This window comes from Vulcanibacillus modesticaldus (assembly GCF_001730235.1).
GTDB lineage: Bacteria > Bacillota > Bacilli > Tepidibacillales > Tepidibacillaceae > Vulcanibacillus > Vulcanibacillus modesticaldus.
The window spans coordinates 95,561-117,012 of the sequence record NZ_MIJF01000013.1; the positions used below are offsets into that span (position 1 = coordinate 95,561).

Consider the following 21,452-nt stretch of genomic DNA (forward strand, 5'->3'; position numbering starts at 1 on the left):
AAATGTCAACTTATCTAGTAAATAGGATAATAAATGCGAATACTACAACAAGGATAGGTAATGCCTCGATTAAACCTACACCAATAAACATTGTTGTTTGTAATGCACCACGTGCTTCAGGTTGACGAGCAATCCCTTCTGATGTACGTTGAATAACCCATGCGTTTCCAATACTAGCTCCTAAAGCTGCTAAACCAATAGCGATAGCTGCTGCTAATAGTTCCATAAGTAAATCCTCCTTTTAATTAATAGCTTTTTGTTATTTATTAATAAATTGTTATTAATAACCAAACTTCATTAAATATTAGTGTGAGATTTTTTGTGAAATATATACCATACTCAATATCGTAAATACGTATGCCTGGATGAATCCTACAAAGATACTAAATCCCTGCCAAATTGCAAGCGGAACGATACCTGCCATCCCCATCAACAAAATAACACCAATTAATACTTCTCCTGCAAAAATATTACCGTAAAGACGGAAACCTAATGTTAAGGTTTTTGAAAAGTCCTCAATAATATGCAGTGGGAAGAATAGGAAATGCGGTTCAAAATAATGTTTAACATAACCTTTAAATCCTAAATATTTAATACTAAATATTTGAGACAGTATAATTATTGAAACGGACATCGCTAAGGTAACATTAGCATCGGCTGTTGGCGATTTCCACCAAGCAACATCCACTACTTTATGCCCATTCTCAATAATTTCAGATTCATTTATCATCTGTTGGGTTACGATATCAATCCCAAAAATAGAGAACGGTTCGTCATGTACCGTAATAAAATTCATAGGTAAACCAAGCATATTACCTACAAAAATAAACATGATCAATGTCAACGCTAAAAAGATAAAATTTGCACCCTTCTTCAATCCAATAGTACTTCCAATAATGCCATAAACAAAGTCAACCAACCATTCCAGCACATTTTGCATACCTTTTGGTACTCCGGTTGTTAACCTTCTTGTTCCGGCTATTGCAATAACAATTACAATTATCGATGTTATGATGGTCATTAATAAAGTAGAAAGGTTAAATGACAACCATGGTAATGATTCAGGAGCCCATACAGGTTGTAAGTGTTCCAAGGTTTCTCACCCCTTTCTTATTGAAGTTATAAGCTGCTTTTGATACTTGTTTTTATTCCATCCACAACTGAAATTATCTGTGCCACAAATAATCCTATCAGCGTGGAAAATAAATTAAATTGTTGGGGGTATTTATACACCACCATTACCGCCAATAATGAAGTTGCCATTCTAGTCGACATTCCAGAAGATATATATCTTCTTCTATTATTTGCATCTTTCACCAATACTAATTCACCAATTTTATTTACTTTATAGGCTGTATACATTACATTAAGTAGACTGATAAATGTACCTAAAGCTAACCCTTTAAAGATAAATGAGAAAGGAGTAAGGGTCCCAATCATCATAACTAGGAAAACGCTAACAGTATAAAAAAATATCCTTTTAACTTGAAGTTTATACTCTTTCAACGAATCCACTTTTATCTATCAGTCCTCTATAAATGGTTTTATTAACCTAATTACAAACCAAATCCCCAAAACAAAACCCGAAAAAATTCCGATAATTAAAAAAATAGGCGATGTTTGAAAGTAACTATCGACTTTTCTTCCTAACCAGACACCGATGATCAGTAAAGTCGCCAGTTCTGTACCAACAACTCCAACTACTGCCATAGCATGCCAAGGATTTGTTTGTTTTTCCTTGCCTTGCTTCATCGCATCTTCCCTCACAAGGGATTTATTTAATAAAAAATCCCATAATTAAATTTCATATGTAAATAAGTCCCCTGACAGTATAACAAAAAAAAAATCATAAATTCAATAATTATTGTAAAAAAAAGTTCACAAAAATTTTTGTAAAAAAAATTACAAAAAATGCTTATTTCCAAGATTTAAATAGCGAAGTAGAGTACAGCAAATCTTAAGCACCAATTGTTATAGTACAATATCACTTAGGGTTTGTCAATCTAGTAAAATTAGTCTGTTTTGTTAATATTCTTAATTTTTTGCTAATAGTATGTTTTAATGTAATTATAAATTGTCTAAGTGAGGAGGTATGGAAATGACCAAAGGAAAAATTATGACATCTATAGATGAGGCAATACATGATATAACTGATGGAGCTACGATTATCGTCGGTGGTTTTGGACTTGTTGGAATCCCTGAACTATTAATCCAAGGATTACGCAATAAGGGAGTAAAAAACCTAACATTAGTTAGCAACACCTGTGGTGTTGATGATTGGGGAGTAGGACTGTTGATATCCAATAGACAGGTAAAGAAAGTGATAGCTTCCTATGCCGGGGAGAACAAAACCGCAGAAGAATTGTTTTTCAATGGTGAAATGGAAATCGAATTATCACCTCAAGGAACATTGATAGAAAGGATAAGAGCTGGTGGTGCAGGTATTCCAGCCTTTTATACTGCTACTGGGGTGGGGACACTTGTGGCTAAAGGCAAAGAACATAAAGAATTTGACGGAAAAACATACATTCTAGAACGAGGAATTACAGGTGATTTTGCCTTTGTTAAAGCGTGGAAAGCTGATCCACTTGGTAATCTTGTTTTTCGTAAAACTGCTCGAAATTTTAATCCATTAGCTGCTATGGCCGGAAAAATAACGATAGCTGAAGTTGAAGAGATAGTTGAAATCGGTGAATTAGACCCCGATCAAATACATACTCCTAGTATCTATGTACAACGGATAGTATTAGGTGATAGCAGCTTAAAACGGATAGAGCGTCGTAAAGTTCGCCAAGTTTAATAAGGAAGGTGGGAGCTATATGTCTAATGCCAGATTAAAAATAGTAAAACGTGCCGTCCACGAGATTAAAGATGGAATGAATGTAAACCTTGGTATTGGTATCCCTACTTTAATCGCAAATGAAATTCCTAGTGATTACAACGTCTTATTACAATCAGAAAGTGGATTACTCGGAATCGGTCCATATCCTTTAGAAGGAGAAGAAGACCCAGATCTAATAAATGCCGGAAAGGAAACAGTTACAGCTATTCCTGGAGCTTCGTTCTTCGATAGCGCGGAAGCTTTCGCGATGATTCGTGGTGGGCATTTAGATTTAACGATTTTGGGCGGAATGGAAGTATCTGAGAAAGGTGATCTTGCTAATTGGATGATTCCCGGGAAAAAGGCAAACGGTATGGGTGGCGCCATGGATCTTGTTAGTGGAGCCAAACGGGTGGTTGTAGTTATGGAACACGTCAATAAAAAAGGAGAACCCAAAGTTAAAAAAGAGTGTTCGCTCCCCTTAACAGGGAAAGAAGTAGTTTCTCGATTAATAACGGACCTTGCCGTCTTTGATTTCTCATCTGAAGGAATGATATTGAAGGAGATTGCCGAAGAAGTAACTATTGATGAACTTAAGAAAAAAACAGAAGCCAATTTTAGCATTAGCCCTGACCTTAAGACATTTTAGCTTATTATAAATAACAACACAAAAATACTATTAGCTAGTATTCTATATAATCACAGAAATACCATCAGCTAATATTCTATATAAGTGGTATTTTGTATAGATGAAAAAACAGGCTAGACTTCTTGCATTCTAAAAAGTCTAACCTGTTATTTTTATAATCTTAATCAAAAGTGTGCTAACATTTTTATTTTTAACTCGTCGTAAATGGTTTCGGTGGTTCTTTTAGGTATCCAAAATAGTGAAGTATAGCATCAGCAATACGTTCAGATGCCTTTCCATCTCCGTATGGATTGGCTGCCTTAGCCATTTTATCGTAAGTCGTTTTGTCGGTTAATAGCTGATTTGCAACACGATAGATTTCTTCTTCATCTGTTCCTACTAACTTTAATGTACCAGCTTCAATACCTTCTGGCCGTTCCGTAGTATCCCTCAGAACAAGTACAGGTACTCCAAATGAAGGCGCTTCTTCTTGTACCCCACCTGAATCAGAAAGAATTAGATGAGCCCTAGCTTCAAAATTATGAAAATCAACAACATCAAGAGGAGTTATTAAATGGATTCGTTCATGTCCTCCTAAGATTTTTTGGGCGGTTTCCTTCACTTTTGGATTTAAGTGAACGGGATAAACAACCGCAATATCATCATGGCTATCAACTAAGCGCCGGATTGCTTTAAACATCCTTTCCATGGGAGCACCAATATTTTCCCTTCTATGGGATGTCATTAAGACCATTTTTTTATCAGCTATCTCATTTAAAACAGGATGTTTATAATCGTCACGAACAGTGGTTTTAAAAGCATCTATCACCGTATTTCCTGTAATATAAATATTTTTCTCTAATTTATTTTCACGGAGTAAGTTCTTAAAGGACCATTTTGTCGGTGCAAAATGGATATCTGCAAGTACACCTGTAAGCTGACGATTTAGTTCTTCGGGAAAAGGTGAGTACTTATTCCAAGTACGCAAACCAGCCTCTACATGTCCTACTGGGATCTGTTGATAAAAGGCCGCCAAACTACCCGAAAAAGTGGTACTTGTATCCCCATGGACCAATACAATGTCAGGCTTTTCCCTTTGCATTACCTCTTCTAGTCCTTGTAATGCACGAACTGTTATACCTGTTAGTGTTTGTTTATCTCGCATAATATCTAAGTCGTAATCGGGAATGATCTCAAAGATATCTAGAACTTGGTCTAACATCTCTCTATGTTGAGCAGTAACACAAACTATACATTCAAACAGTTCTTTTTTTTCTTTCAGGATTTTAACTAGAGGAGCCATTTTTATCGCTTCTGGCCTTGTACCGAATATGGTCATAACCTTAATTTTTTTCATTCTGGCATTCCTCACTTTGTTCCAAATAAACGATCTCCAGCATCTCCAAGTCCTGGAACAATATAACCATGATCATTTAATTTTTCATCGACAGCAGCAACATATATATCCACATCATCATGATCATTTTGTACGCGCTTTACACCCTCAGGTGCGGCAATTAGACACATTAATTTAATATTCTTTGCTCCCTTTTCTTTAAGAAGTTGAATCGCTGCTGAAGCAGAACCTCCAGTTGCTAACATTGGGTCAATAACGATTAATTCACGTTCTTCAATGTCTGAAGGTAATTTTAAGTAGTATTCAACGGGTTTTAGTGTTTCTGGATCACGATATAATCCAACATGACCTACTTTAGCAGCAGGTATGATTTTTAGCATACCATCCACCATACCTAATCCCGCACGTAATATTGGGATCAGACCGATTTTTTTACCTGAAACAACTTTTGTCTTTGCTTCACTAACGGGGGTTTGGATAGTCACCTCTTTTAATGGTAAATCCCTAGTAATCTCATATGCCATTAGTGTTGCTACTTCGTCTACAAGCTCACGAAATTCTTTAGTACCTGTGTTTTTATCTCGTATGTATGTTAACTTATGCTGAATTAATGGGTGATCGAATACATATAATTTAGACATCGCTTTTATCCGTTGACTTATTTTGGATCAATAACCGCATATCACTTCTCTAAGTCAACGTCCTCCTTTTTATTTATTGCGTTTATCGTGATATGCCCTTCAAGCTTTTTAGCTTGGAATACACGTATAGTTCGCCAACTATACTAAAGATTTTAATTAATAACAACTTTTTATTTTACATGTTCACTTTATTCCATACTTTTGTATAAAGGGAACTTCTTAACCAGGTCATCGACCCGCTTCTTAGCCTCTTCATGGATCTGTTTGTTATCTGGATTTTTTAAAGTCATCGCTATTATTTCAGCAATTTCATCCATAGCCCCTAAATCCATTCCTCTTGTTGTAATAGCAGCGGTACCTAATCTTATTCCACTGGTAATAAATGGACTAGCTTGATCAAATGGAACCGTATTTTTATTACATGTGATCCCTATTTCATCTAAAAGATGTTCAGCATCTTTACCAGTAATATTCATGTTTGTTAGATTGATCAAAATTAAGTGGTTATCAGTTCCACCTGAAGCCAGATTAAAACCTTTATCCATTAAACTTTTTGCTAGACGTTTGCTGTTTTCTACAATTTTCTTTGCATATTCTTTAAATTCTGGCTGTAATGCCTCTCCAAAGGCAACCGCTTTAGCAGCTATGACGTGCATTAAAGGGCCACCTTGAATCCCAGGGAATACAGCTTTATCAATAGCTTTTGCATATTCTGCTTTACAAAGTATCATCCCGCCACGAGGTCCACGTAATGTTTTGTGTGTGGTTGAAGTAACGAAATCAGCATATGGAACTGGATTGGGATGTATTCCTGCAGCTACCAATCCAGCAATATGAGCCATATCTACCATTAGTAGAGCTCCTATTTCATCAGCTATTTCTCTCATCTTAGCAAAATCAATAACTCTAGGATATGCACTAGCACCTGCTACAATTAGTTTTGGCTTATGTTTTTGGGCAAGTTCTCGTACTTCTTCATAGTTAATAATTTCTGTTTCTTTATCTACACCATAAGAAACGAAGTTATACAAAATACCTGAGAAATTCACTTGACTACCATGGGTTAAATGTCCACCATGGGAAAGATTCATTCCTAAAACAGTATCGCCTGGTTGTAATACAGAAAAATAGACCGCCATATTAGCCTGAGCTCCTGAATGAGGCTGCACATTAGCATGTTCTGCTGAAAATAGTTGTTTAGCTCGTTCCCTAGCAACTTCTTCAACAATATCTACGTATTCACAACCACCGTAATACCTTTTACCTGGATAACCTTCAGCATACTTGTTAGTTAGCACTGTACCAAGTGCTTCTAATACCGCTTCACTAACGAAGTTTTCTGAGGCAATCAATTCTATCTTTGAGCGTTGACGATTTAACTCTTTATTAATTGCTTCAGCTATTTTTTGATCCTGCTTTTTCAGAATATCCATCGAATACCTCCATTCTCTCCAAATGGACCCCTGCCCATTTCTTTTTACTATCTATATGGTATATTGAGCACGGATGCCTCCAATTAGTTTTGGTCGCGTTTTTGCCATTGTTAGATGAGCTTCACCTATTTGTTTAATAGATGATCTAACTGGAACAGCAACGTGCTTTAAATGCATACCGATAAAAGTATCCCCAATATCTATACCTGCGTCGGCTTTGATAAATTCTACGACAACCGGATCATCCATCTGTCTATAAGCATATGCAGCCATCGCTCCACCTGCTTTTCTTACAGGCACAACAGTGACTATTTCTAATCCGAATTTCTCTGCAGTCTTTCTTTCAACTGTTAGGGCACGGTTAATATGTTCGCAACCTTGAAATGCTATATGAAAGTTGTATTTTTTCTTGGCCTCTATTATTGCGGAATAAATTTGTTTAGCTACATCTTCACTTCCAGCCGAACCGATATGTTGCCCCAATATCTCACTGGTACTAACACCTATTACTAAGATGTGTCGTTCATCCATTGGAAATGCCTTTAATAAATCCACAAGCGCTATTTCAACTTGCGTTTTTATCTTATCATGCATCATGTTATTAATCCCTACTGTTTTCAATTTTTTCGATTTTTTGAATTCTTCTTTCGTGACGCCCACCTTCAAAATCTTCTGATAACCAGATACGAACAATCTCCTCAGCTACTAATACTCCCGTTGTCCTACCTCCTAAGCATAGGACATTGGAATTATTATGTTGCCGTGTTACTCTTGCAGAATAACAATCATGAACCAATGCGGCACGAACTCCTTTAACTTTATTTGCAGCAATGGACATCCCAATTCCTGTTCCGCAGACCAATATTCCTCGGTCCACTTCTTGGGCTGCAACTTTGTTTGCCACTGGTAAAGCATAGTCTGGATAATCTACTGATTCAGTGCTATTTGGCCCCAAATCTTGATATTCGATTCCCATACTATCCATAACTGCTTTAATATGTTCTTTTAATTCATAACCTCCATGATCAGATGCAATTGCAACTTTCATTAATTTCCCTCCATCTTGGCATGTAATTAATCTAAAGTTACTTACAACCTTAAATTCAACTGTAAATTTTGATATTATACCTTAATTTCATATTATACCTCATTTTTTTACCAAAAAAAATGAGAGATAATCATCTCTCAGACCTGAAATTTGTCGATTGTTTGTTTTAATTGATATGAAGATTCCCTCAAAAATTTAATTTTAGTAGCAATCTCCCCGATAAAAGCAGTCTGTTGTTCTGTGGAGGATGTTATTTCTTGAGCTCCAGCAGAAGTTTGATCAGCTACGGCAGCAACATTATTGGCTTCATCTAATGTATGTTGAATATGTCCTACTTGTCTTTGGGCAATCACACTTATCTCTTCTATCGATGCTACCACTTGTTCAACTGACTTTTTAACATTAAAAATTACATCTTTAGTATTTTCTCCACGGTCTGATTCACGATTTGCAAGCTTAACTTGTTCGGCAATTTTATCAGCCACTCTAGCTACTTCCTGTTGCATTTGCCCAATTAAGTCGCTGATGTTTTGTACAGCCTTGGAACTTTGATCAGCAAGATTTCTGACTTCAGTGGCAACAACCGCAAATCCTTTTCCATGCTCACCAGCTCTAGCAGCTTCGATTGAAGCATTTAATGCTAAAAGATTGGTCTGTTCTGCAATATCTCTAACAACCTCGGTAATCGTACCAATTTCATCAGCATTCTCTTCCAAACTCTTGACATTGGATAGAGATTCTTGATTCGTTCTTGTAATCAATTTTAGCCCTTCAATAAGTTCATGTACCGCATCCATGCTTTGATTTAACATTTTCTCCATTTGATGTGAATATTCTTTTGTTCGATCAGCTTTTAGGTTCACTTCATGGGACAAATCGTTAATTTGATTTAATGATTCAACAGTTGAGTTCATTGCAATAGCCTGTGACTCGGCGCCTTTTGCCATCTCGTCAATTGTCTTAGCGATATTTTCTGCTGTATGTACTGCTTCTTCAATAGCTAATGTCAAGTCATTAACGATTCCTTCCGTGCTATTAAAGTTATTATTTATATCCTTAACCATATTTGACAAATTCTCAATCATCTTGTTAAAAGCTATCCCTAATGCTCTTAGTTCATCATCAGATTTAACAATTTTAACTTCTGTCCTTAAATCCCCTGTTGAGGCACTCCTTGTAGATTGCTCTAATTCTGAAAGCGGTTTCGTTAATAGCTTAGAGCCAATATATCCTAAAAGGGATGTCCAAAAAATACCCAATGCTAATACAATCATAATCATCATTTCATATGTTAAAAACTCAAATCTGCTTTCTAGATACTCCCTTAAAACGATTAGAAAGAAGGCACTTGTTCCATAAGTAATTATCGATACTATGATTGCGGATAACAAAATTTTCTTAGTTAATCCATTTTTAAATTTTCTTTTTTCCATGGTTCCCCAATCTCCCATCAGTGTTTTAAAATGTCCAATTTATTAAGTTATCCAAAAACTTAATTTTTCCTGCCAGAATTTTTAAACAAATTTTAAGTTTTAATTATTTTTTTAAGATTTCAATCATTTTTTGGACGGCTAGATCAATTTCTTTTGCTGTCTGGCGATAAACTTCTAAATCACCCCCAAAAGGGTCAACAATATCTGGATAATCATTAAATTCTTCGGTTATATCTTCTTTAGATTCAGATTTAGAAACTATATACTCTTTTAATGAAAAAATTTTATTAGCGTATTGAGGAGCATGAATTAATAATATCTGTTTATGTTGATTGGTCATAGTTAAGATAAGATCGGCCCATGATAGTAGTTCTTCAGACACCCTCATTGTTTTATGTTCATCTGAACCAAAATCTCTCATAATAATCTTAGCATTTTCTGAAGCTTCGCTTCCTTCTACTGCAGCTATTCCAGCAGATTTAACTTTAATATCTAAATTAGCATCCTTAGCTCTTTTTTCTAGAATTTTTGCTGCCATCGGACTTCTACAGGTGTTTCCAGTACATACAAATAAGATGTTCATATCATCTACTCCTTTTCTTTGCCTCAATTATGCATAAGATATACGATAAACATTAATAAAATCCCTACAACTACACCAAATTGTCCCGATAGTCGATTTAACCTGAGACTCTCTGGACCAACCTCTTTAATTACTAAATACCCCATAGCTCCACTTGCAACAGATAATCCAATCGATATCCAATTAGGAATCATTTCTCCAATTAAATTACTGATTATCGTACCAATTGGTATAAAAAATCCAGTAATTAATGGTAATAAAACGACCAAAAGATTTGATAAATTTCCTAAATATAAGGACGAAGCAACCCCTAATCCTTCGGGAATATTGTGTAAAGCTATGATCAATGCCACTCTAATACCGATCTCTTCTTTGGTTTCAAATCCGGCACCGATTGCTAGTCCTTCCGGAAGGTTATGTAATGCTATCGCCAATGTCATAAAGTACCCCATATTGCGATAATGGTATGATGAAGATGAAAATAACACTTTAGATAATAGCCAATCAAAAATTAACATGATAAAAATTCCTGTAATTAAACCAACAAGGGTGCCTTTAATACTTCCATATTCTAAAGATGCCGGTAATAAATCTATTAGGACGACCATACCCATCATTCCTGCAGATAAACCCAAATAGAATCCCAAAACTCTTGAATTAGGATGGCCAAACCAGATAACAATTAATCCTCCTATTCCTGTGGCTAAACCCGATAAAAGACTAATCCATAACAGCTGCCCCATAACTCACACTAGGAATTTGATACCGAAGACTAAAAGTATTATGCCACCAAAAACTTCACCGTAGTCTCCAGCCCAATCTCCAATTTTTCTTCCCAAGGATAATCCTAAGGCCGACATTACAAATCCGGCAAAACCAAATAGGAGGACAACAAACCATAAAACACTAACCGAAAATAACCCAAGGGTAAACCCAACTGATAAAGCATCGATGCTAACACTAAATGCTAGTAATAAAACACCTATTATTGAAGAATAACTAATAATCTGTTTTTCCTCTCCTATAATAGAACTCCAGATCATATTAGCACCTATAATGATTAAAATTATACCACCGGTCGAAGTTGCTATATTACCTATAAAATTCGTGAAATAATAACCTATGACAATTCCAATAAGCGGCATAAACACATGAAAAACACCTATTGTTATGCTTATTCTAGCAATTTGCTTCCAAGATAGTCTTTGTGTGCCAATTCCAATACCAAGAGAAAAAGCATCCATTCCTAATGCTATCCCCATCATCACAAATGTTATAATTTGAGCAAAATTTAGATTCCCCATACATTATACCTCCGTCCTCATCTATCCAAGATATGCGGAAAATTTCCAATTCATGCTTAGCTTTGTCCTAAATTTGAATAAATTTCTCACCAGCGGCTTTTTTTAATCGATTCATTATAGCTAGCCCGATTCCCTTTTCCTCAACAGCTTCCGCTAAAATATAATCAATCCCATTTAAGTCAAAAATTCTGAGAGCCTCATATAAATGTTCAGCCAAAGGATATAGATTATCTTTGGTTCCATAGGCTAATATCAAATCTGCCTCCTGAAAACTTTCTCGATGGTCATTAGTTGTTAAAATACCAACTTTTTTCCCTATAAGTGATTTTTCTTTAATAAGCGAGTTGATTTTTTTAATAATCTCCCGATCATCTCCTTTAACTATCCACATTTCACCTGTTGGAGCATAATGTCTGTATTTCATTCCAGGTGATCGAGGTTGTTCCTTCTGACCAACAATAGCTGGGTCTAACTTTACTTCACCTAAAACTTCTTGCAACTCTTCAATAGTAACGCCACCCGGTCTTAAAACCATTGGAACATCTCCAGTTAAATCAATCACTGTTGACTCAACACCAACACCTGTTGGCCCACCATCTACAATGCCATCAATCTTTCCATTTAGGTCATTAAAAACATGTTCAGCTGTTGTAGGACTTGGTTTTCCAGAACGATTGGCACTTGGTGCCGCAATTGGCAAATTAGCTGCTTCAATGATTGTTAAAGCTATTGGATGGTTTGGCATCCTGACAGCTACTGTATTTAATCCAGCCGTAACGAGTTCTGAAACCATTTCTTTCTTTTTGAAAATTATTGTCAACGGCCCAGGCCAAAAATGTTCAATTAACTTTCTACTATTCTCATCAATCTCCTCTACCAATAAAGCTAATTGCTCCATTGTAGCGATATGTACGATCAAGGGATTATCGCTTGGACGCCCCTTGGCAACAAAAATTTTGGCAACGGCTTTAGCATCTAAAGCATTAGCGCCTAAACCATAAACAGTTTCAGTAGGAAAAGCAATTATTTCTCCTTGACGCAATCTTTTAGCTATTTCAACAATATCAGGATGTTTTATATCTACTTGATGGGGTAATTTCCAAAACATAGTTGTAATTTCTGACATAACTTTTCCCCTACCTTTGTCTTCTTACATATATTTAATCACTTAATATCAATTAAACAAGAATTAATTAGCCAAGTCAAAATATTTGTTTGACATAAACACTAATATAGCTAGTTATCCACAGCTTATTAACATTCTGTTGATAAGCTGTGAAAAAATTGTTGATATTTCGATTTAGGTTATGGAATTAGCTAAATAACAACAAAAAGCTCGATTTCATATATCGAGCTTACCCATTAATCCATTTTGAATTCTGTTATTCTAATCAGATAATCGATTTTAAAAACTCCAGTAGCTTCATAAATAGTTCAAAAATAAAGAACTTGACTTCAACCTCTTCTGAAGACAAATCATCCACATTTTCCACATTGTCTACAGAAATCGCCTTGCCATCAACATTACCTCCCATTTCAACAGCATCAGCTGTTGACATATCCACAAAGCATAAGGGAGGAAATAACACACACCACCAATTTTGTCCTTCCCCTTTACCTAATGTAATTAGTAACGCTTCGTAATCCCCTGCTGGATATACTATCTGCCCATATAGTTTGGTAGGAAAAGGGAACTTACCTAGTTCAACTTTTATCCCCTCTGAATATCTAAAACCACTTTCTTTTACAGTTTCTTTAACTAATTGTTCTAGCTTTGGTAAGTGATCATTTATCACCAATCTAGCTTCATCAATACTCCCCATCGATTCTACCCAAAGATCAATATTTTCAACGACTACATCTCTAACTTTTCGTTTAATCCACTGATCCTCTGGAGAATCACTATTAGCTATAATTCGCAAACGAATAGCTTCGTCAGGAATGATTTCTGTCCTGTTTGCAACGGCTACCGCCATATCTTGTTTGCTAACGTCCCAACTCATTAATAAGATAAAAAATACAAAGCTCAAGTAGATTACTTTTTTCATATCCGTTTCCCCTCTCTTTTTCTCTATCCACAGTATGGACAGAAAAAAAAGAAGATAAACGTGAAAAAAAGACTTTTTTCTTATCTGAAATTTTAATACCACCCAATTGCAATTCGCGGTATATTTTGAAAATCAGGCAGTACTTTAACCTCTTTTGCACCTGATTGATAAAATAAATTTTTAATCATGTCTGACTGATTAACACCAATTTCAAAAGCAATAATTCCCGGAAGTTTTAAAATGCTTGAGCTTTGTTTGAGTATCTGACGGTAAAAGTTAAGTCCATCAATTCCACCGTCTAATGCTAGGGTTGGTTCAAAATCTCTAACCTCTGGCATTAGATCTAAAATGTCCTGACTAGGGATATATGGTGGATTAGATATGATTAAATCTACTTGAATCTGTTTTTTTATCAATGGCAATAATAAATCCCCATGGTGAAAAGTTATATTAGCATGTAGTTTAGCAGCATTGTCTGAAGCTACTTTAATCGCCTCTTTGGAAATATCCACTGTATGAACTTCCCATTCTTCTTTTTCTAAAGCCAAAGTGATAGCAATTGCTCCACTACCTGTGCCAATGTCTACAGCGGTAATTGGCTTTTCTCCCCACAATTTATTTGCTTCTTTAATTACAGTTTCAATTAGAAGTTCAGTTTCGGGTCTAGGAATCAAGACATTTGGCGTGACACGGAATGTTCGCCCATAAAAGTCTTGGGTTCCAATGATATATTGAAGTGGTTCATGCTGAATCCTTCTATATAACCACTCCTTTAATTGTTGATACTTATTTATAGATAGTATTATTTCCAAATTAAGAAAAAATTGACTTCTATCCCAATTATGAAGTGTACGGATCATTACTTCCGCTTCTAAGCTTGGATTATCTATTTTATTTTTTTCTAAAAATGAAGAAGCCCACGAATAGGCTTCCTTAATCGTCATTCTCATAATTATTACTCCATACCAGCATCTTTTAATAACTCTGTTTGAGCATGTATTTGAAGTGCAGAGATGATTTCGTCTAAATCACCATCAAGTATACTATCTAATTTATGCAAAGTAAGTCCAATTCGATGGTCTGTAACACGACTTTGAGGGAAATTATATGTTCTTATACGTTCACTGCGGTCCCCTGTTCCCACTTGACTCTTTCTTTCGCTAGCAAGCTTTGCCTGTTCTTCGGCCAATTGCTTTTCATAAATTCTAGCTCGCAATACTTTCATTGCCTTTTCTTTGTTCTTAATCTGAGATTTCTCATCCTGACATGAAACAACTATTCCTGTAGGAAGATGGGTTAAACGTACCGCTGACATAGTAGTGTTTACACTTTGTCCCCCAGGACCACTAGATGCAAAAGTATCAACCCTAATATCTTTTTCGTTTATCTCGACTTCGATTTCTTCTGCTTCAGGTAGCACAGCTACTGTAGCAGTAGATGTATGAATTCTCCCACCAGATTCTGTTGTCGGAACCCGTTGAACTCGATGAGCTCCACTTTCAAACTTCAACTTACTATAGGCACCTTTACCGTTAATCATGAAGATTACTTCTTTGAAACCACCTATACCCGTATGATTTGCATCAATGAGTTCTATTTTCCATCCTTGTCTTTCTGCATATCGAGTATACATCCGATAGAGGTCAGCAGCGAAAAGAGCTGCTTCATCTCCACCAGCCGCTCCACGAATTTCAACTATTACGTTTTTCTCATCATTTGGATCTTTTGGTAACAATAAAATTTTTAATTGCTCTTCCAGTTGTTCTTTCTTTTCGGATAATTCATCTATTTCCATTTTGACCATCTCACGCATTTCATCATCAAGCTTGTCAGCGAGCATGGATTTAGCATCTTGATATTCTTCGACAACTTTTTTATATTCTCGATAAGTTTGAACTGTTTCCTCTAGGTCTGATTGCTCCTTTGAATATTGTCTAAGCTTCTTAGGATCGCTAATTGTTTCTGGATCCATCAAGAGTTGGCTTAACTTATCATAGCGTTTTTCTAATTCTTGTAAGCGATCAAACACAATACTCACCTCCTAGTTCCTGTCAAAAATACAAGGGTGTGCATAACATTAAAATTATATACCAATATAAAGGTAAAGGTCAAAAATTTTTAAAAAATATACCCCTCTAGATTATTATTCTAAAGGGGTATATCAAGTAGTTACAAATTATTCGATTTTTACCTCATACGAAAATTTGTTCCGAAACGTTTGTCAAAATCACGAAAATCTCTATCATATCGATTAAGCGGTGTACCTTCTCTGATATTGTCTCCCATATCCCTTAAGCGTCCAAATAGATCGGCATCAGATGTAATTTTAATATCGTATTTAGTTGCAAATCTTCTCAATGCATTATACACCTGTTGCTCAACTGAATTCGCTTCATTTGTGGTGACCCTATCTTTAAGATCTAAGGCAACATAAGCATTTCCACCAGCGATCACAACGGTTGCATCATCTACACCTGGAACTTTAGCAGCAATTTCCGCCATTTTATCAGCATCGACGTTAGCAGTTGAAAAATTTCTAGTACGATAATCATAATCCCTAACGCCATACCTATTATCGTATTGATACCTATAATCGCGACGATTATAAAGGTTATCATTACGATAATCTTTATCATAAATGGTGTATGGTGCTATCCCATCTGGTGTAGTGTATCCTCTAGTTAGAGGACGACGTTCACCTACGTTACACGCGCTCAACACAATCACTAACAGACTGACCAAAAGCAATATCGTTATTTTTTTTGTACGCAAATGCGTCACCTCCTCAGGAATTATCTTTCCCTAGAGGAGGTGAAAAAATTTTGCTTATTTATTCCTTACCGGGAATTTCATGACAGTGTCTGCAACGGGCTTCATAACTTTCTGAAGCACCAACTTTAATAACCGGATCATTATAATTGGCAGGTTTGCCATCAATTAAACGCTGAGTTCTGGATGCTGGTCCACCACATTTGACACATATTGCTTGAAGTTTAGTCACGAATTCAGCTTTGGCTAATATGAGAGGCGATGGTCCAAAAGGTTTACCACGAAAGTCTAGGTCTAATCCTGCACATATCACTCGAATACCTTTATTAGCTAATTCATCACATACTTGCACTATCCCATGATCAAAAAATTGAATTTCATCAATAGCCACGACATTAGTATCTGGAAGTACTTTTTGTAAAATTTCATAAGAATTATGTACAGGCTCAGCTTCTGTTTGATTACCATTATGGGAAACCACAGCACTTTCACTATATCGATCATCTATAACTGGTTTAAATACTTGAACTTTTTGTTTAGCGTAATTGGCCCTTTTAATTCTCCTGATCAATTCTTCGCTTTTACCGGAAAACATGCTACCACAGATGAATTCAATCCATCCATCATGTTTATAATACATCATTTTAAAATTCTCTCCTCTTTCCCATTTCATAAGAGACAAAAAGGCAAGCCAAAGCTTGCCTTTTTAAAATTACTTAAGGTTATATTTCTTCTTAAATCTATCGACACGGCCACCTGCATCAACAAATTTTTGCTTACCTGTAAAGAATGGATGACATTCAGAACAAATCTCAACCCTTAAGTTCTCCTTTACAGAACCAGTTTCAAAAGAATTACCACACGCACAAGTTACCGTAGTTAGCTTATAATTAGGATGAATTCCTTCTTTCATATCTTTCACCTCTTTCTGCCCTGAATCATCTGCGAAACAGAGTTTTATCAACACAAAACGTATTATATCACGTTTTAATAATTTGTTTCAACTACAGTTTTTTGTAAAATCTTATCCTGTCATTTTTTTCTGCTTTTTACTTAATTCAGTTATTCTTTCCAATAACTCCTGATTAGTTTTGGTCTCTTTTAACAATTTTATGAACATTTCTGTAAAATCATTATGATCAGACAATAATTTTCTAATAGTCCATATTTTATCTATTTCCTGTTTTGTCAATAACAATTCTTCACGCCTTGTGCCAGATCTTTTAATATCAATCGCTGGAAAAATTCTTCTTTCGGCTAACCTACGATCTAGATGAAGTTCCATGTTTCCTGTTCCTTTAAACTCCTCATAAATAACATCATCCATCCGGGAACCTGTATCGATAAGAGCAGTTGCTAATATCGTTAAACTTCCACCTTCTTCAATATTTCGTGCCGCTCCAAAGAACCTCTTAGGTCGATGTAATGCTGCTGGATCAATCCCTCCCGAAAGCGTTCTTCCGCTTGGGGGAATTACCAGATTATATGCCCTTGCTAATCTAGTGATACTATCCAAAAGGATTATCACATCTTTTTTTGCTTCAACTAGTCTTTGAGCACGTTCTAAAACTAATTCTGCAACTTTAATATGATTTTCAGGTAATTCGTCAAAAGTTGAGCTGATTACTTCACCTTTTACAGATCTTTGCATATCTGTAACTTCTTCTGGTCGCTCATCAATAAGCAATATCAATAATTCAGCATCTGGAAAATTGGTACTAATTGAATTGGCTATTTCTTTAAGTAGTAATGTTTTTCCAGCCTTCGGTGGTGAAACGATTAGACCACGTTGTCCAAAGCCAACTGGTGCTAATAAATCGATTATCCTTGTTGCGATATTGGTTGGTGAGGTTTCTAAGACTAATTTTTTCTGAGGAAAAATAGGCGTTAGCGCCGGGAAATGTAGTCTCTCTGCGGCTAGTTCGGGATCTTGACCATTAACAGCTTCCACATGTAAAAGACCAAAATATCTTTCATTTTCTTTTGGAGGACGAGCCTTTCCTGACACTAGATCCCCTGTTCTTAGATCAAACCTGCGTATTTGGGAAGCAGATATATAAATATCTTCGTCACTTGGTAGATAGTTGATCGGTCGTAAAAAGCCGTATCCATCTGGAATAATATCCAATACCCCTTCCATGAACATTAAGCCAGCACTTTCTGCTTTCGCTTTTAAAATTGAAAATATGAGTTCCTTTTTTTTCATTTTGCCATAATAAGGTATTTCAAATTGCCTTGCCAACTGATAAAGCTCAGTTAACTTTTTATTCTCTAACGTTGCTATAGTTAAATCATCCATTACCTTGACACCTACTTTAATCTTTTTAAAAATTGCCATTAATCCATTCTAAGCTTTTCTTAGGATTTTTATTCAAAAAAATTCATTATACATGTTTGGTTATCACTATTTAATTAACAAATTAGGCTTCTTCTCCAAGCGATGAGTGCCATCAATTACCCTTACAGTCCCACTTTTTGCACGCATGACTATTGACTGAGTGGTTGCTTGTGTCCCATGAAAACGGACACCTTTTAACAATTCTCCATCTGTCACTCCCGTAGCAGCAAAAATAGCGTCTTCCCCTTTTACTAGATCATCCATTTTCAATACTTTATTAGGCTTAATCCCCATTTGCTCACAGCGTTTGATCTCTTCTTCGTTTTGTGGTAAAAGTTTGCCTTGAATTTCTCCACCCAAACATTTTAAAGCCACTGCAGCCAAAACGCCTTCTGGGGCACCACCAGAACCAAACAATATATCTACACCAGTATCTTCAAAAGCAGTATTAATAGCAGCAGCTACGTCACCATCACTTATCAACTTGATCCTAGCTCCAATTCTTCTAATCTCTTGAATCAATTTTTGATGGCGATCGCGATCTAAGACCACAGCAGTAACTTCTGAAATATCTTTATTTAGAGCTTCTGAAACAATTCGTAAATTTTCTTCAACACTGGCATTTATATCTATTTTGCCAGCAGCTTTTGGTCCAACTGCTATTTTTTCCATATACATATCCGGAGCGTGTAAGAGGTTACCTTTATCTGCAATTGCAACAACTGCTAAAGCATTCCATAATCCCCTCGCTACAATATTTGTTCCTTCTATAGGATCAACAGCTACATCAACTTCTGGACCAGTACCTGTGCCAAGTTTTTCGCCTATATAAAGCATCGGAGCTTCATCCATTTCTCCTTCCCCAATTACAACTGTCCCCCGCATTGGCACTGTATCAAAAACCTTCCTCATTGCTGAAGTTCCTGCATCATCCACTTCATTTTTCAAACCTTTACCCATCCATTTAGCAGCTGCTAAAGCGGCAGCTTCTGTTACACGCACTAGTTCGAGAGTTAGACTCCTCTCCATTTTAACACCCACCTTTACCCTTTATCTACTTAATTAATTTATTTCCCCAAATCGCGGCTCATTCCTCCTCGATTACTCTCCAAATCTTTGCACCTAAAGAGACTAGCTTTTCTTCTAAATTTTCGTATCCCCTATCGATGTGATGAATATCTCTAATTTCTGTTATCCCATCAGCTATAAGGGCAGCAGTCACTAAAGCTGCTCCTGCTCTTAGATCGGTAGCTTTGACCGTTGCACCTTGAAGTTCTGTTGGGCCATCAAAAATAGCAGTTCTACCTTCTACTTTTGCTGTTGCCCCCATTCTTCTTAGCTCATCAATATGTCTAAATCGCGATGAAAAAATTGTCTCCGTAATTACACTAGTACCTTTAGCTTTAGTCATTAATACACTAAAAGGTTGTTGCAAATCTGTTGGAAAGCCGGGATATGGAAGGGTCTTTACATCAACAGGTTTATAAAAGGATTGCCCCAAAACACGGATAGAATCTTCCTTTTCCTCTACTATAGCTCCTAGTTCCCTAAGTTTTGCGGTTAATGATTCCAAATGTTTGGGAATTACGTTGTCTACAGTAACATCCCCATCTGTTGCTGCCGCAATGATCATGTATGTTCCTGCTTCAATCCGGTCCGGAATAATTGAATGACGACATTCCTTCAATCTGTCTGTACCTTGAATTTTGATAATGTCTGTCCCCACTCCTGTAATCTTGACACCCATTGAATTAAGAAGAGTTGCTACATCAACAATTTCTGGTTCTTTTGCAGCATTTTCAATAATTGTTTGTCCTTTAGCTCTAGCAGCTGCTAACATGATATTAATGGTTGCACCTACACTTATTGTGTCTAAGTAGATTCGATTTCCTACCAAAGTCTTTGCCTTTAAATGGAGTGCTCCTGATTCATTTGTGACTTCCGCTCCAAGGGTTTTAAATCCTTTAACATGTTGATCAATTGGCCGAGAACCTAGGTTACATCCTCCTGGCAAGCCGATTTGCGCTTCTCCAAATTTCCCCAATAATGCACCCATCAAATAGTAAGATGCTCTTAGTTCCTTAACTCTTCCATTTAACATTGGTTTAGGTTCCATATTTTTGGGGTCAATAACCATGGTACCATCATGATGCTCTATCTCCGCGCCTAAGTATTGCAATATTTCAGCAAGCATATAAACGTCTTTTATATCAGGAAGATTCTCAATAACCACCTTCTCGTCAGATAAAATCGCTGCAGGAATTAAAGCAACTGCACTATTTTTAGCACCACTAATTGTGACTCTTCCTGACAGATGCTCCCCGCCCCTTATCATCAATTTTTCCAAAGATGAATCCTCCAATCTGCTAAAAAAGCACTCTCCATAGGAAAGTGCTTTTTAAATTTATGATTGAGTCTTTTCCCAATCAGCAAGGAATTTTTCAATGCCGATGTCAGTCAAAGGATGCTTTACCATTTGTTTAAGCACCTTATATGGAATAGTGGCAATATCAGAACCAACTTTAGCAGCTTTAGTTACATGTAAAGGGTTTCTGATACTTGCTGCTATTATTTCTGTCTCAATGCCGTGATAGGCAAAAATCTGATGAATCTCATCAATCAACGCAATTCCATCATGTCCAATATCATCTAATCTACCAACGAAAGGTGATACATATGTAGCTCCTGCTCTAGCAGCCATCAACGCTTGATTAGCTGAAAAAACAAGGGTTACATTAGTTTTGATTCCTTTCTTACTCAAGTAGGAAACTGCTTTTAGTCCTTCTAAAGTCATCGGGATTTTTATAACTATGTTATCGGATATCTTAACAAGCTCTTTTGCTTCCTCGATCATCTTCTCTGCTTCTAAGCCTATTACTTCAGCACTGATAGGACCATCAACAATTTCATCAATCTCTTTTATTACATCTTCTAGCTTTCTACCCTCTTTTGCAATAAGTGAAGGATTGGTAGTTACCCCAGATAGAATCCCCCATTTAGCTGCTTCACGTATTTCTTCAACATTGGCTGTATCAATAAAAAATTTCAT

General features: G+C 36.2%; 26 protein-coding genes. 2 read left to right on the top strand and 24 right to left on the bottom strand.

Translation table 11 applies throughout. The features are described 5' to 3' along the window. Positions 1-10 precede the first annotated feature (10 nt). The 4 genes from atpE to BHF71_RS03695 form a co-directional block, all read right to left on the bottom strand. Complete coding sequence (gene atpE, locus BHF71_RS03680) at positions 11-226, bottom strand: F0F1 ATP synthase subunit C (RefSeq protein WP_069656320.1); 216 nt, start codon at positions 224-226, stop codon at positions 11-13. A 78-nt stretch (positions 227-304) separates the two neighbouring features. Beyond that, positions 305-1,093: a F0F1 ATP synthase subunit A gene (atpB, locus tag BHF71_RS03685; RefSeq protein ID WP_084024186.1), complete on the bottom strand. Its 789-nt coding sequence runs from the start codon at positions 1,091-1,093 to the stop codon at positions 305-307. A gap of 26 nt (positions 1,094-1,119) precedes the next feature. Further along, positions 1,120-1,506, bottom strand: a complete 387-nt coding sequence (locus BHF71_RS03690) for an ATP synthase subunit I (RefSeq protein WP_069656321.1) — start codon at positions 1,504-1,506, stop codon at positions 1,120-1,122. An 18-nt stretch (positions 1,507-1,524) separates the two neighbouring features. Next, the gene (locus BHF71_RS03695; RefSeq protein ID WP_069656322.1) at positions 1,525-1,752 is read right to left on the bottom strand and encodes an AtpZ/AtpI family protein; all 228 of its coding nucleotides are present in this window, start codon (positions 1,750-1,752) and stop codon (positions 1,525-1,527) included. A gap of 346 nt (positions 1,753-2,098) precedes the next feature. On the opposite strand from BHF71_RS03695, the gene BHF71_RS03700 reads away from it, so the two are divergent. Further along, positions 2,099-2,800, top strand: a complete 702-nt coding sequence (locus BHF71_RS03700) for a CoA transferase subunit A (protein WP_069656323.1) — start codon at positions 2,099-2,101, stop codon at positions 2,798-2,800. Positions 2,801-2,819: 19 nt separating this feature from the next. Further along, positions 2,820-3,470 carry a 3-oxoacid CoA-transferase subunit B gene (locus BHF71_RS03705; protein ID WP_069656324.1) on the top strand — a complete coding sequence of 217 codons (651 nt, stop codon included), beginning with the start codon at positions 2,820-2,822 and terminating at the stop codon, positions 3,468-3,470. A gap of 190 nt (positions 3,471-3,660) precedes the next feature. Here BHF71_RS03705 and wecB read toward each other — a convergent pair whose 3' ends face one another. The 20 genes from wecB to fsa form a co-directional block, all read right to left on the bottom strand. Further along, the gene (gene wecB / locus BHF71_RS03710; protein ID WP_069656325.1) at positions 3,661-4,806 is read right to left on the bottom strand and encodes a non-hydrolyzing UDP-N-acetylglucosamine 2-epimerase; all 1,146 of its coding nucleotides are present in this window, start codon (positions 4,804-4,806) and stop codon (positions 3,661-3,663) included. Positions 4,807-4,817: 11 nt separating this feature from the next. Next, the gene (gene upp / locus BHF71_RS03715; protein WP_069656326.1) at positions 4,818-5,447 is read right to left on the bottom strand and encodes a uracil phosphoribosyltransferase; all 630 of its coding nucleotides are present in this window, start codon (positions 5,445-5,447) and stop codon (positions 4,818-4,820) included. Between the two features lie 188 nt (positions 5,448-5,635). Continuing rightward, the gene (locus tag BHF71_RS03720; RefSeq protein WP_069656327.1) at positions 5,636-6,880 is read right to left on the bottom strand and encodes a serine hydroxymethyltransferase; all 1,245 of its coding nucleotides are present in this window, start codon (positions 6,878-6,880) and stop codon (positions 5,636-5,638) included. A 51-nt stretch (positions 6,881-6,931) separates the two neighbouring features. Continuing rightward, positions 6,932-7,477 carry a TIGR01440 family protein gene (locus BHF71_RS03725; protein WP_069656328.1) on the bottom strand — a complete coding sequence of 182 codons (546 nt, stop codon included), beginning with the start codon at positions 7,475-7,477 and terminating at the stop codon, positions 6,932-6,934. A 4-nt stretch (positions 7,478-7,481) separates the two neighbouring features. Continuing rightward, positions 7,482-7,928: a ribose 5-phosphate isomerase B gene (gene rpiB / locus BHF71_RS03730; RefSeq protein WP_069656329.1), complete on the bottom strand. Its 447-nt coding sequence runs from the start codon at positions 7,926-7,928 to the stop codon at positions 7,482-7,484. A gap of 137 nt (positions 7,929-8,065) precedes the next feature. Then, a complete protein-coding gene (locus BHF71_RS03735; RefSeq protein ID WP_069656330.1) occupies positions 8,066-9,361 on the bottom strand; it encodes a methyl-accepting chemotaxis protein in 1,296 nt (431 codons plus the stop codon). A gap of 103 nt (positions 9,362-9,464) precedes the next feature. Beyond that, the gene (locus tag BHF71_RS03740; RefSeq protein ID WP_069656331.1) at positions 9,465-9,944 is read right to left on the bottom strand and encodes a low molecular weight protein arginine phosphatase; all 480 of its coding nucleotides are present in this window, start codon (positions 9,942-9,944) and stop codon (positions 9,465-9,467) included. Between the two features lie 23 nt (positions 9,945-9,967). After that, a complete protein-coding gene (locus tag BHF71_RS03745) occupies positions 9,968-10,687 on the bottom strand; it encodes a ZIP family metal transporter (protein ID WP_069656332.1) in 720 nt (239 codons plus the stop codon). A gap of 3 nt (positions 10,688-10,690) precedes the next feature. After that, positions 10,691-11,248: a manganese efflux pump MntP gene (locus BHF71_RS03750; RefSeq protein ID WP_069656333.1), complete on the bottom strand. Its 558-nt coding sequence runs from the start codon at positions 11,246-11,248 to the stop codon at positions 10,691-10,693. A gap of 67 nt (positions 11,249-11,315) precedes the next feature. After that, entirely contained in the window at positions 11,316-12,374 is a 1,059-nt protein-coding gene (locus BHF71_RS03755) for an L-threonylcarbamoyladenylate synthase (RefSeq protein WP_425425375.1), read from the bottom strand. A 265-nt stretch (positions 12,375-12,639) separates the two neighbouring features. After that, positions 12,640-13,296, bottom strand: coding sequence for a stage II sporulation protein R (gene spoIIR, locus BHF71_RS03760; RefSeq protein WP_069656334.1), 657 nt, complete (start codon positions 13,294-13,296; stop codon positions 12,640-12,642). A gap of 92 nt (positions 13,297-13,388) precedes the next feature. Continuing rightward, a complete protein-coding gene (gene prmC, locus BHF71_RS03765; RefSeq protein ID WP_069656335.1) occupies positions 13,389-14,246 on the bottom strand; it encodes a peptide chain release factor N(5)-glutamine methyltransferase in 858 nt (285 codons plus the stop codon). A gap of 5 nt (positions 14,247-14,251) precedes the next feature. Continuing rightward, positions 14,252-15,325: a peptide chain release factor 1 gene (gene prfA, locus BHF71_RS03770; protein WP_069656336.1), complete on the bottom strand. Its 1,074-nt coding sequence runs from the start codon at positions 15,323-15,325 to the stop codon at positions 14,252-14,254. Positions 15,326-15,483: 158 nt separating this feature from the next. Beyond that, complete coding sequence (locus BHF71_RS03775) at positions 15,484-16,068, bottom strand: YhcN/YlaJ family sporulation lipoprotein (RefSeq protein ID WP_069656337.1); 585 nt, start codon at positions 16,066-16,068, stop codon at positions 15,484-15,486. Between the two features lie 58 nt (positions 16,069-16,126). Continuing rightward, the gene (locus BHF71_RS03780; RefSeq protein ID WP_069656338.1) at positions 16,127-16,708 is read right to left on the bottom strand and encodes a thymidine kinase; all 582 of its coding nucleotides are present in this window, start codon (positions 16,706-16,708) and stop codon (positions 16,127-16,129) included. 69 nt (positions 16,709-16,777) lie between these two features. Continuing rightward, positions 16,778-16,978 (bottom strand): 50S ribosomal protein L31, encoded by a 201-nt coding sequence (gene rpmE / locus BHF71_RS03785; RefSeq protein WP_069656339.1) that lies wholly within the window; start codon positions 16,976-16,978, stop codon positions 16,778-16,780. A gap of 111 nt (positions 16,979-17,089) precedes the next feature. Beyond that, positions 17,090-18,403, bottom strand: a complete 1,314-nt coding sequence (rho, locus tag BHF71_RS03790) for a transcription termination factor Rho (RefSeq protein ID WP_245683812.1) — start codon at positions 18,401-18,403, stop codon at positions 17,090-17,092. 66 nt (positions 18,404-18,469) lie between these two features. Further along, the gene (glpX, locus tag BHF71_RS03795) at positions 18,470-19,432 is read right to left on the bottom strand and encodes a class II fructose-bisphosphatase (protein WP_069656341.1); all 963 of its coding nucleotides are present in this window, start codon (positions 19,430-19,432) and stop codon (positions 18,470-18,472) included. A 58-nt stretch (positions 19,433-19,490) separates the two neighbouring features. Beyond that, positions 19,491-20,750 (bottom strand): UDP-N-acetylglucosamine 1-carboxyvinyltransferase, encoded by a 1,260-nt coding sequence (locus BHF71_RS03800; protein ID WP_069656342.1) that lies wholly within the window; start codon positions 20,748-20,750, stop codon positions 19,491-19,493. A gap of 57 nt (positions 20,751-20,807) precedes the next feature. Beyond that, on the bottom strand, positions 20,808-21,452 hold the full coding sequence (gene fsa, locus BHF71_RS03805) for a fructose-6-phosphate aldolase (RefSeq protein ID WP_069656343.1): 645 nt from the start codon (positions 21,450-21,452) through the stop codon (positions 20,808-20,810).

What these genes read in the sequence shown, in the direction of transcription:
- atpE (WP_069656320.1), bottom strand. Translation starts at nt 226, where the DNA reads ATGGAACTATTAGCAGCAGCTATCGCTATTGGTTTAGCAGCTTTAGGA.
- BHF71_RS03695 (WP_069656322.1), bottom strand. Translation starts at nt 1,752, where the DNA reads ATGAAGCAAGGCAAGGAAAAACAAACAAATCCTTGGCATGCTATGGCA.
- BHF71_RS03700 (WP_069656323.1), top strand. Translation starts at nt 2,099, where the DNA reads ATGACCAAAGGAAAAATTATGACATCTATAGATGAGGCAATACATGAT.
- BHF71_RS03705 (WP_069656324.1), top strand. Translation starts at nt 2,820, where the DNA reads ATGTCTAATGCCAGATTAAAAATAGTAAAACGTGCCGTCCACGAGATT.
- wecB (WP_069656325.1), bottom strand. Translation starts at nt 4,806, where the DNA reads ATGAAAAAAATTAAGGTTATGACCATATTCGGTACAAGGCCAGAAGCG.
- upp (WP_069656326.1), bottom strand. Translation starts at nt 5,447, where the DNA reads ATGTCTAAATTATATGTATTCGATCACCCATTAATTCAGCATAAGTTA.
- BHF71_RS03720 (WP_069656327.1), bottom strand. Translation starts at nt 6,880, where the DNA reads ATGGATATTCTGAAAAAGCAGGATCAAAAAATAGCTGAAGCAATTAAT.
- BHF71_RS03725 (WP_069656328.1), bottom strand. Translation starts at nt 7,477, where the DNA reads ATGATGCATGATAAGATAAAAACGCAAGTTGAAATAGCGCTTGTGGAT.
- rpiB (WP_069656329.1), bottom strand. Translation starts at nt 7,928, where the DNA reads ATGAAAGTTGCAATTGCATCTGATCATGGAGGTTATGAATTAAAAGAA.
- BHF71_RS03735 (WP_069656330.1), bottom strand. Translation starts at nt 9,361, where the DNA reads ATGGAAAAAAGAAAATTTAAAAATGGATTAACTAAGAAAATTTTGTTA.
- BHF71_RS03740 (WP_069656331.1), bottom strand. Translation starts at nt 9,944, where the DNA reads ATGAACATCTTATTTGTATGTACTGGAAACACCTGTAGAAGTCCGATG.
- BHF71_RS03745 (WP_069656332.1), bottom strand. Translation starts at nt 10,687, where the DNA reads ATGGGGCAGCTGTTATGGATTAGTCTTTTATCGGGTTTAGCCACAGGA.
- BHF71_RS03750 (WP_069656333.1), bottom strand. Translation starts at nt 11,248, where the DNA reads ATGGGGAATCTAAATTTTGCTCAAATTATAACATTTGTGATGATGGGG.
- BHF71_RS03755 (WP_425425375.1), bottom strand. Translation starts at nt 12,374, where the DNA reads ATGTCAGAAATTACAACTATGTTTTGGAAATTACCCCATCAAGTAGAT.
- spoIIR (WP_069656334.1), bottom strand. Translation starts at nt 13,296, where the DNA reads ATGAAAAAAGTAATCTACTTGAGCTTTGTATTTTTTATCTTATTAATG.
- prmC (WP_069656335.1), bottom strand. Translation starts at nt 14,246, where the DNA reads ATGAGAATGACGATTAAGGAAGCCTATTCGTGGGCTTCTTCATTTTTA.
- BHF71_RS03780 (WP_069656338.1), bottom strand. Translation starts at nt 16,708, where the DNA reads ATGATGTATTATAAACATGATGGATGGATTGAATTCATCTGTGGTAGC.
- rpmE (WP_069656339.1), bottom strand. Translation starts at nt 16,978, where the DNA reads ATGAAAGAAGGAATTCATCCTAATTATAAGCTAACTACGGTAACTTGT.
- rho (WP_245683812.1), bottom strand. Translation starts at nt 18,403, where the DNA reads ATGGCAATTTTTAAAAAGATTAAAGTAGGTGTCAAGGTAATGGATGAT.
- glpX (WP_069656341.1), bottom strand. Translation starts at nt 19,432, where the DNA reads ATGGAGAGGAGTCTAACTCTCGAACTAGTGCGTGTAACAGAAGCTGCC.
- fsa (WP_069656343.1), bottom strand. Translation starts at nt 21,452, where the DNA reads ATGAAATTTTTTATTGATACAGCCAATGTTGAAGAAATACGTGAAGCA.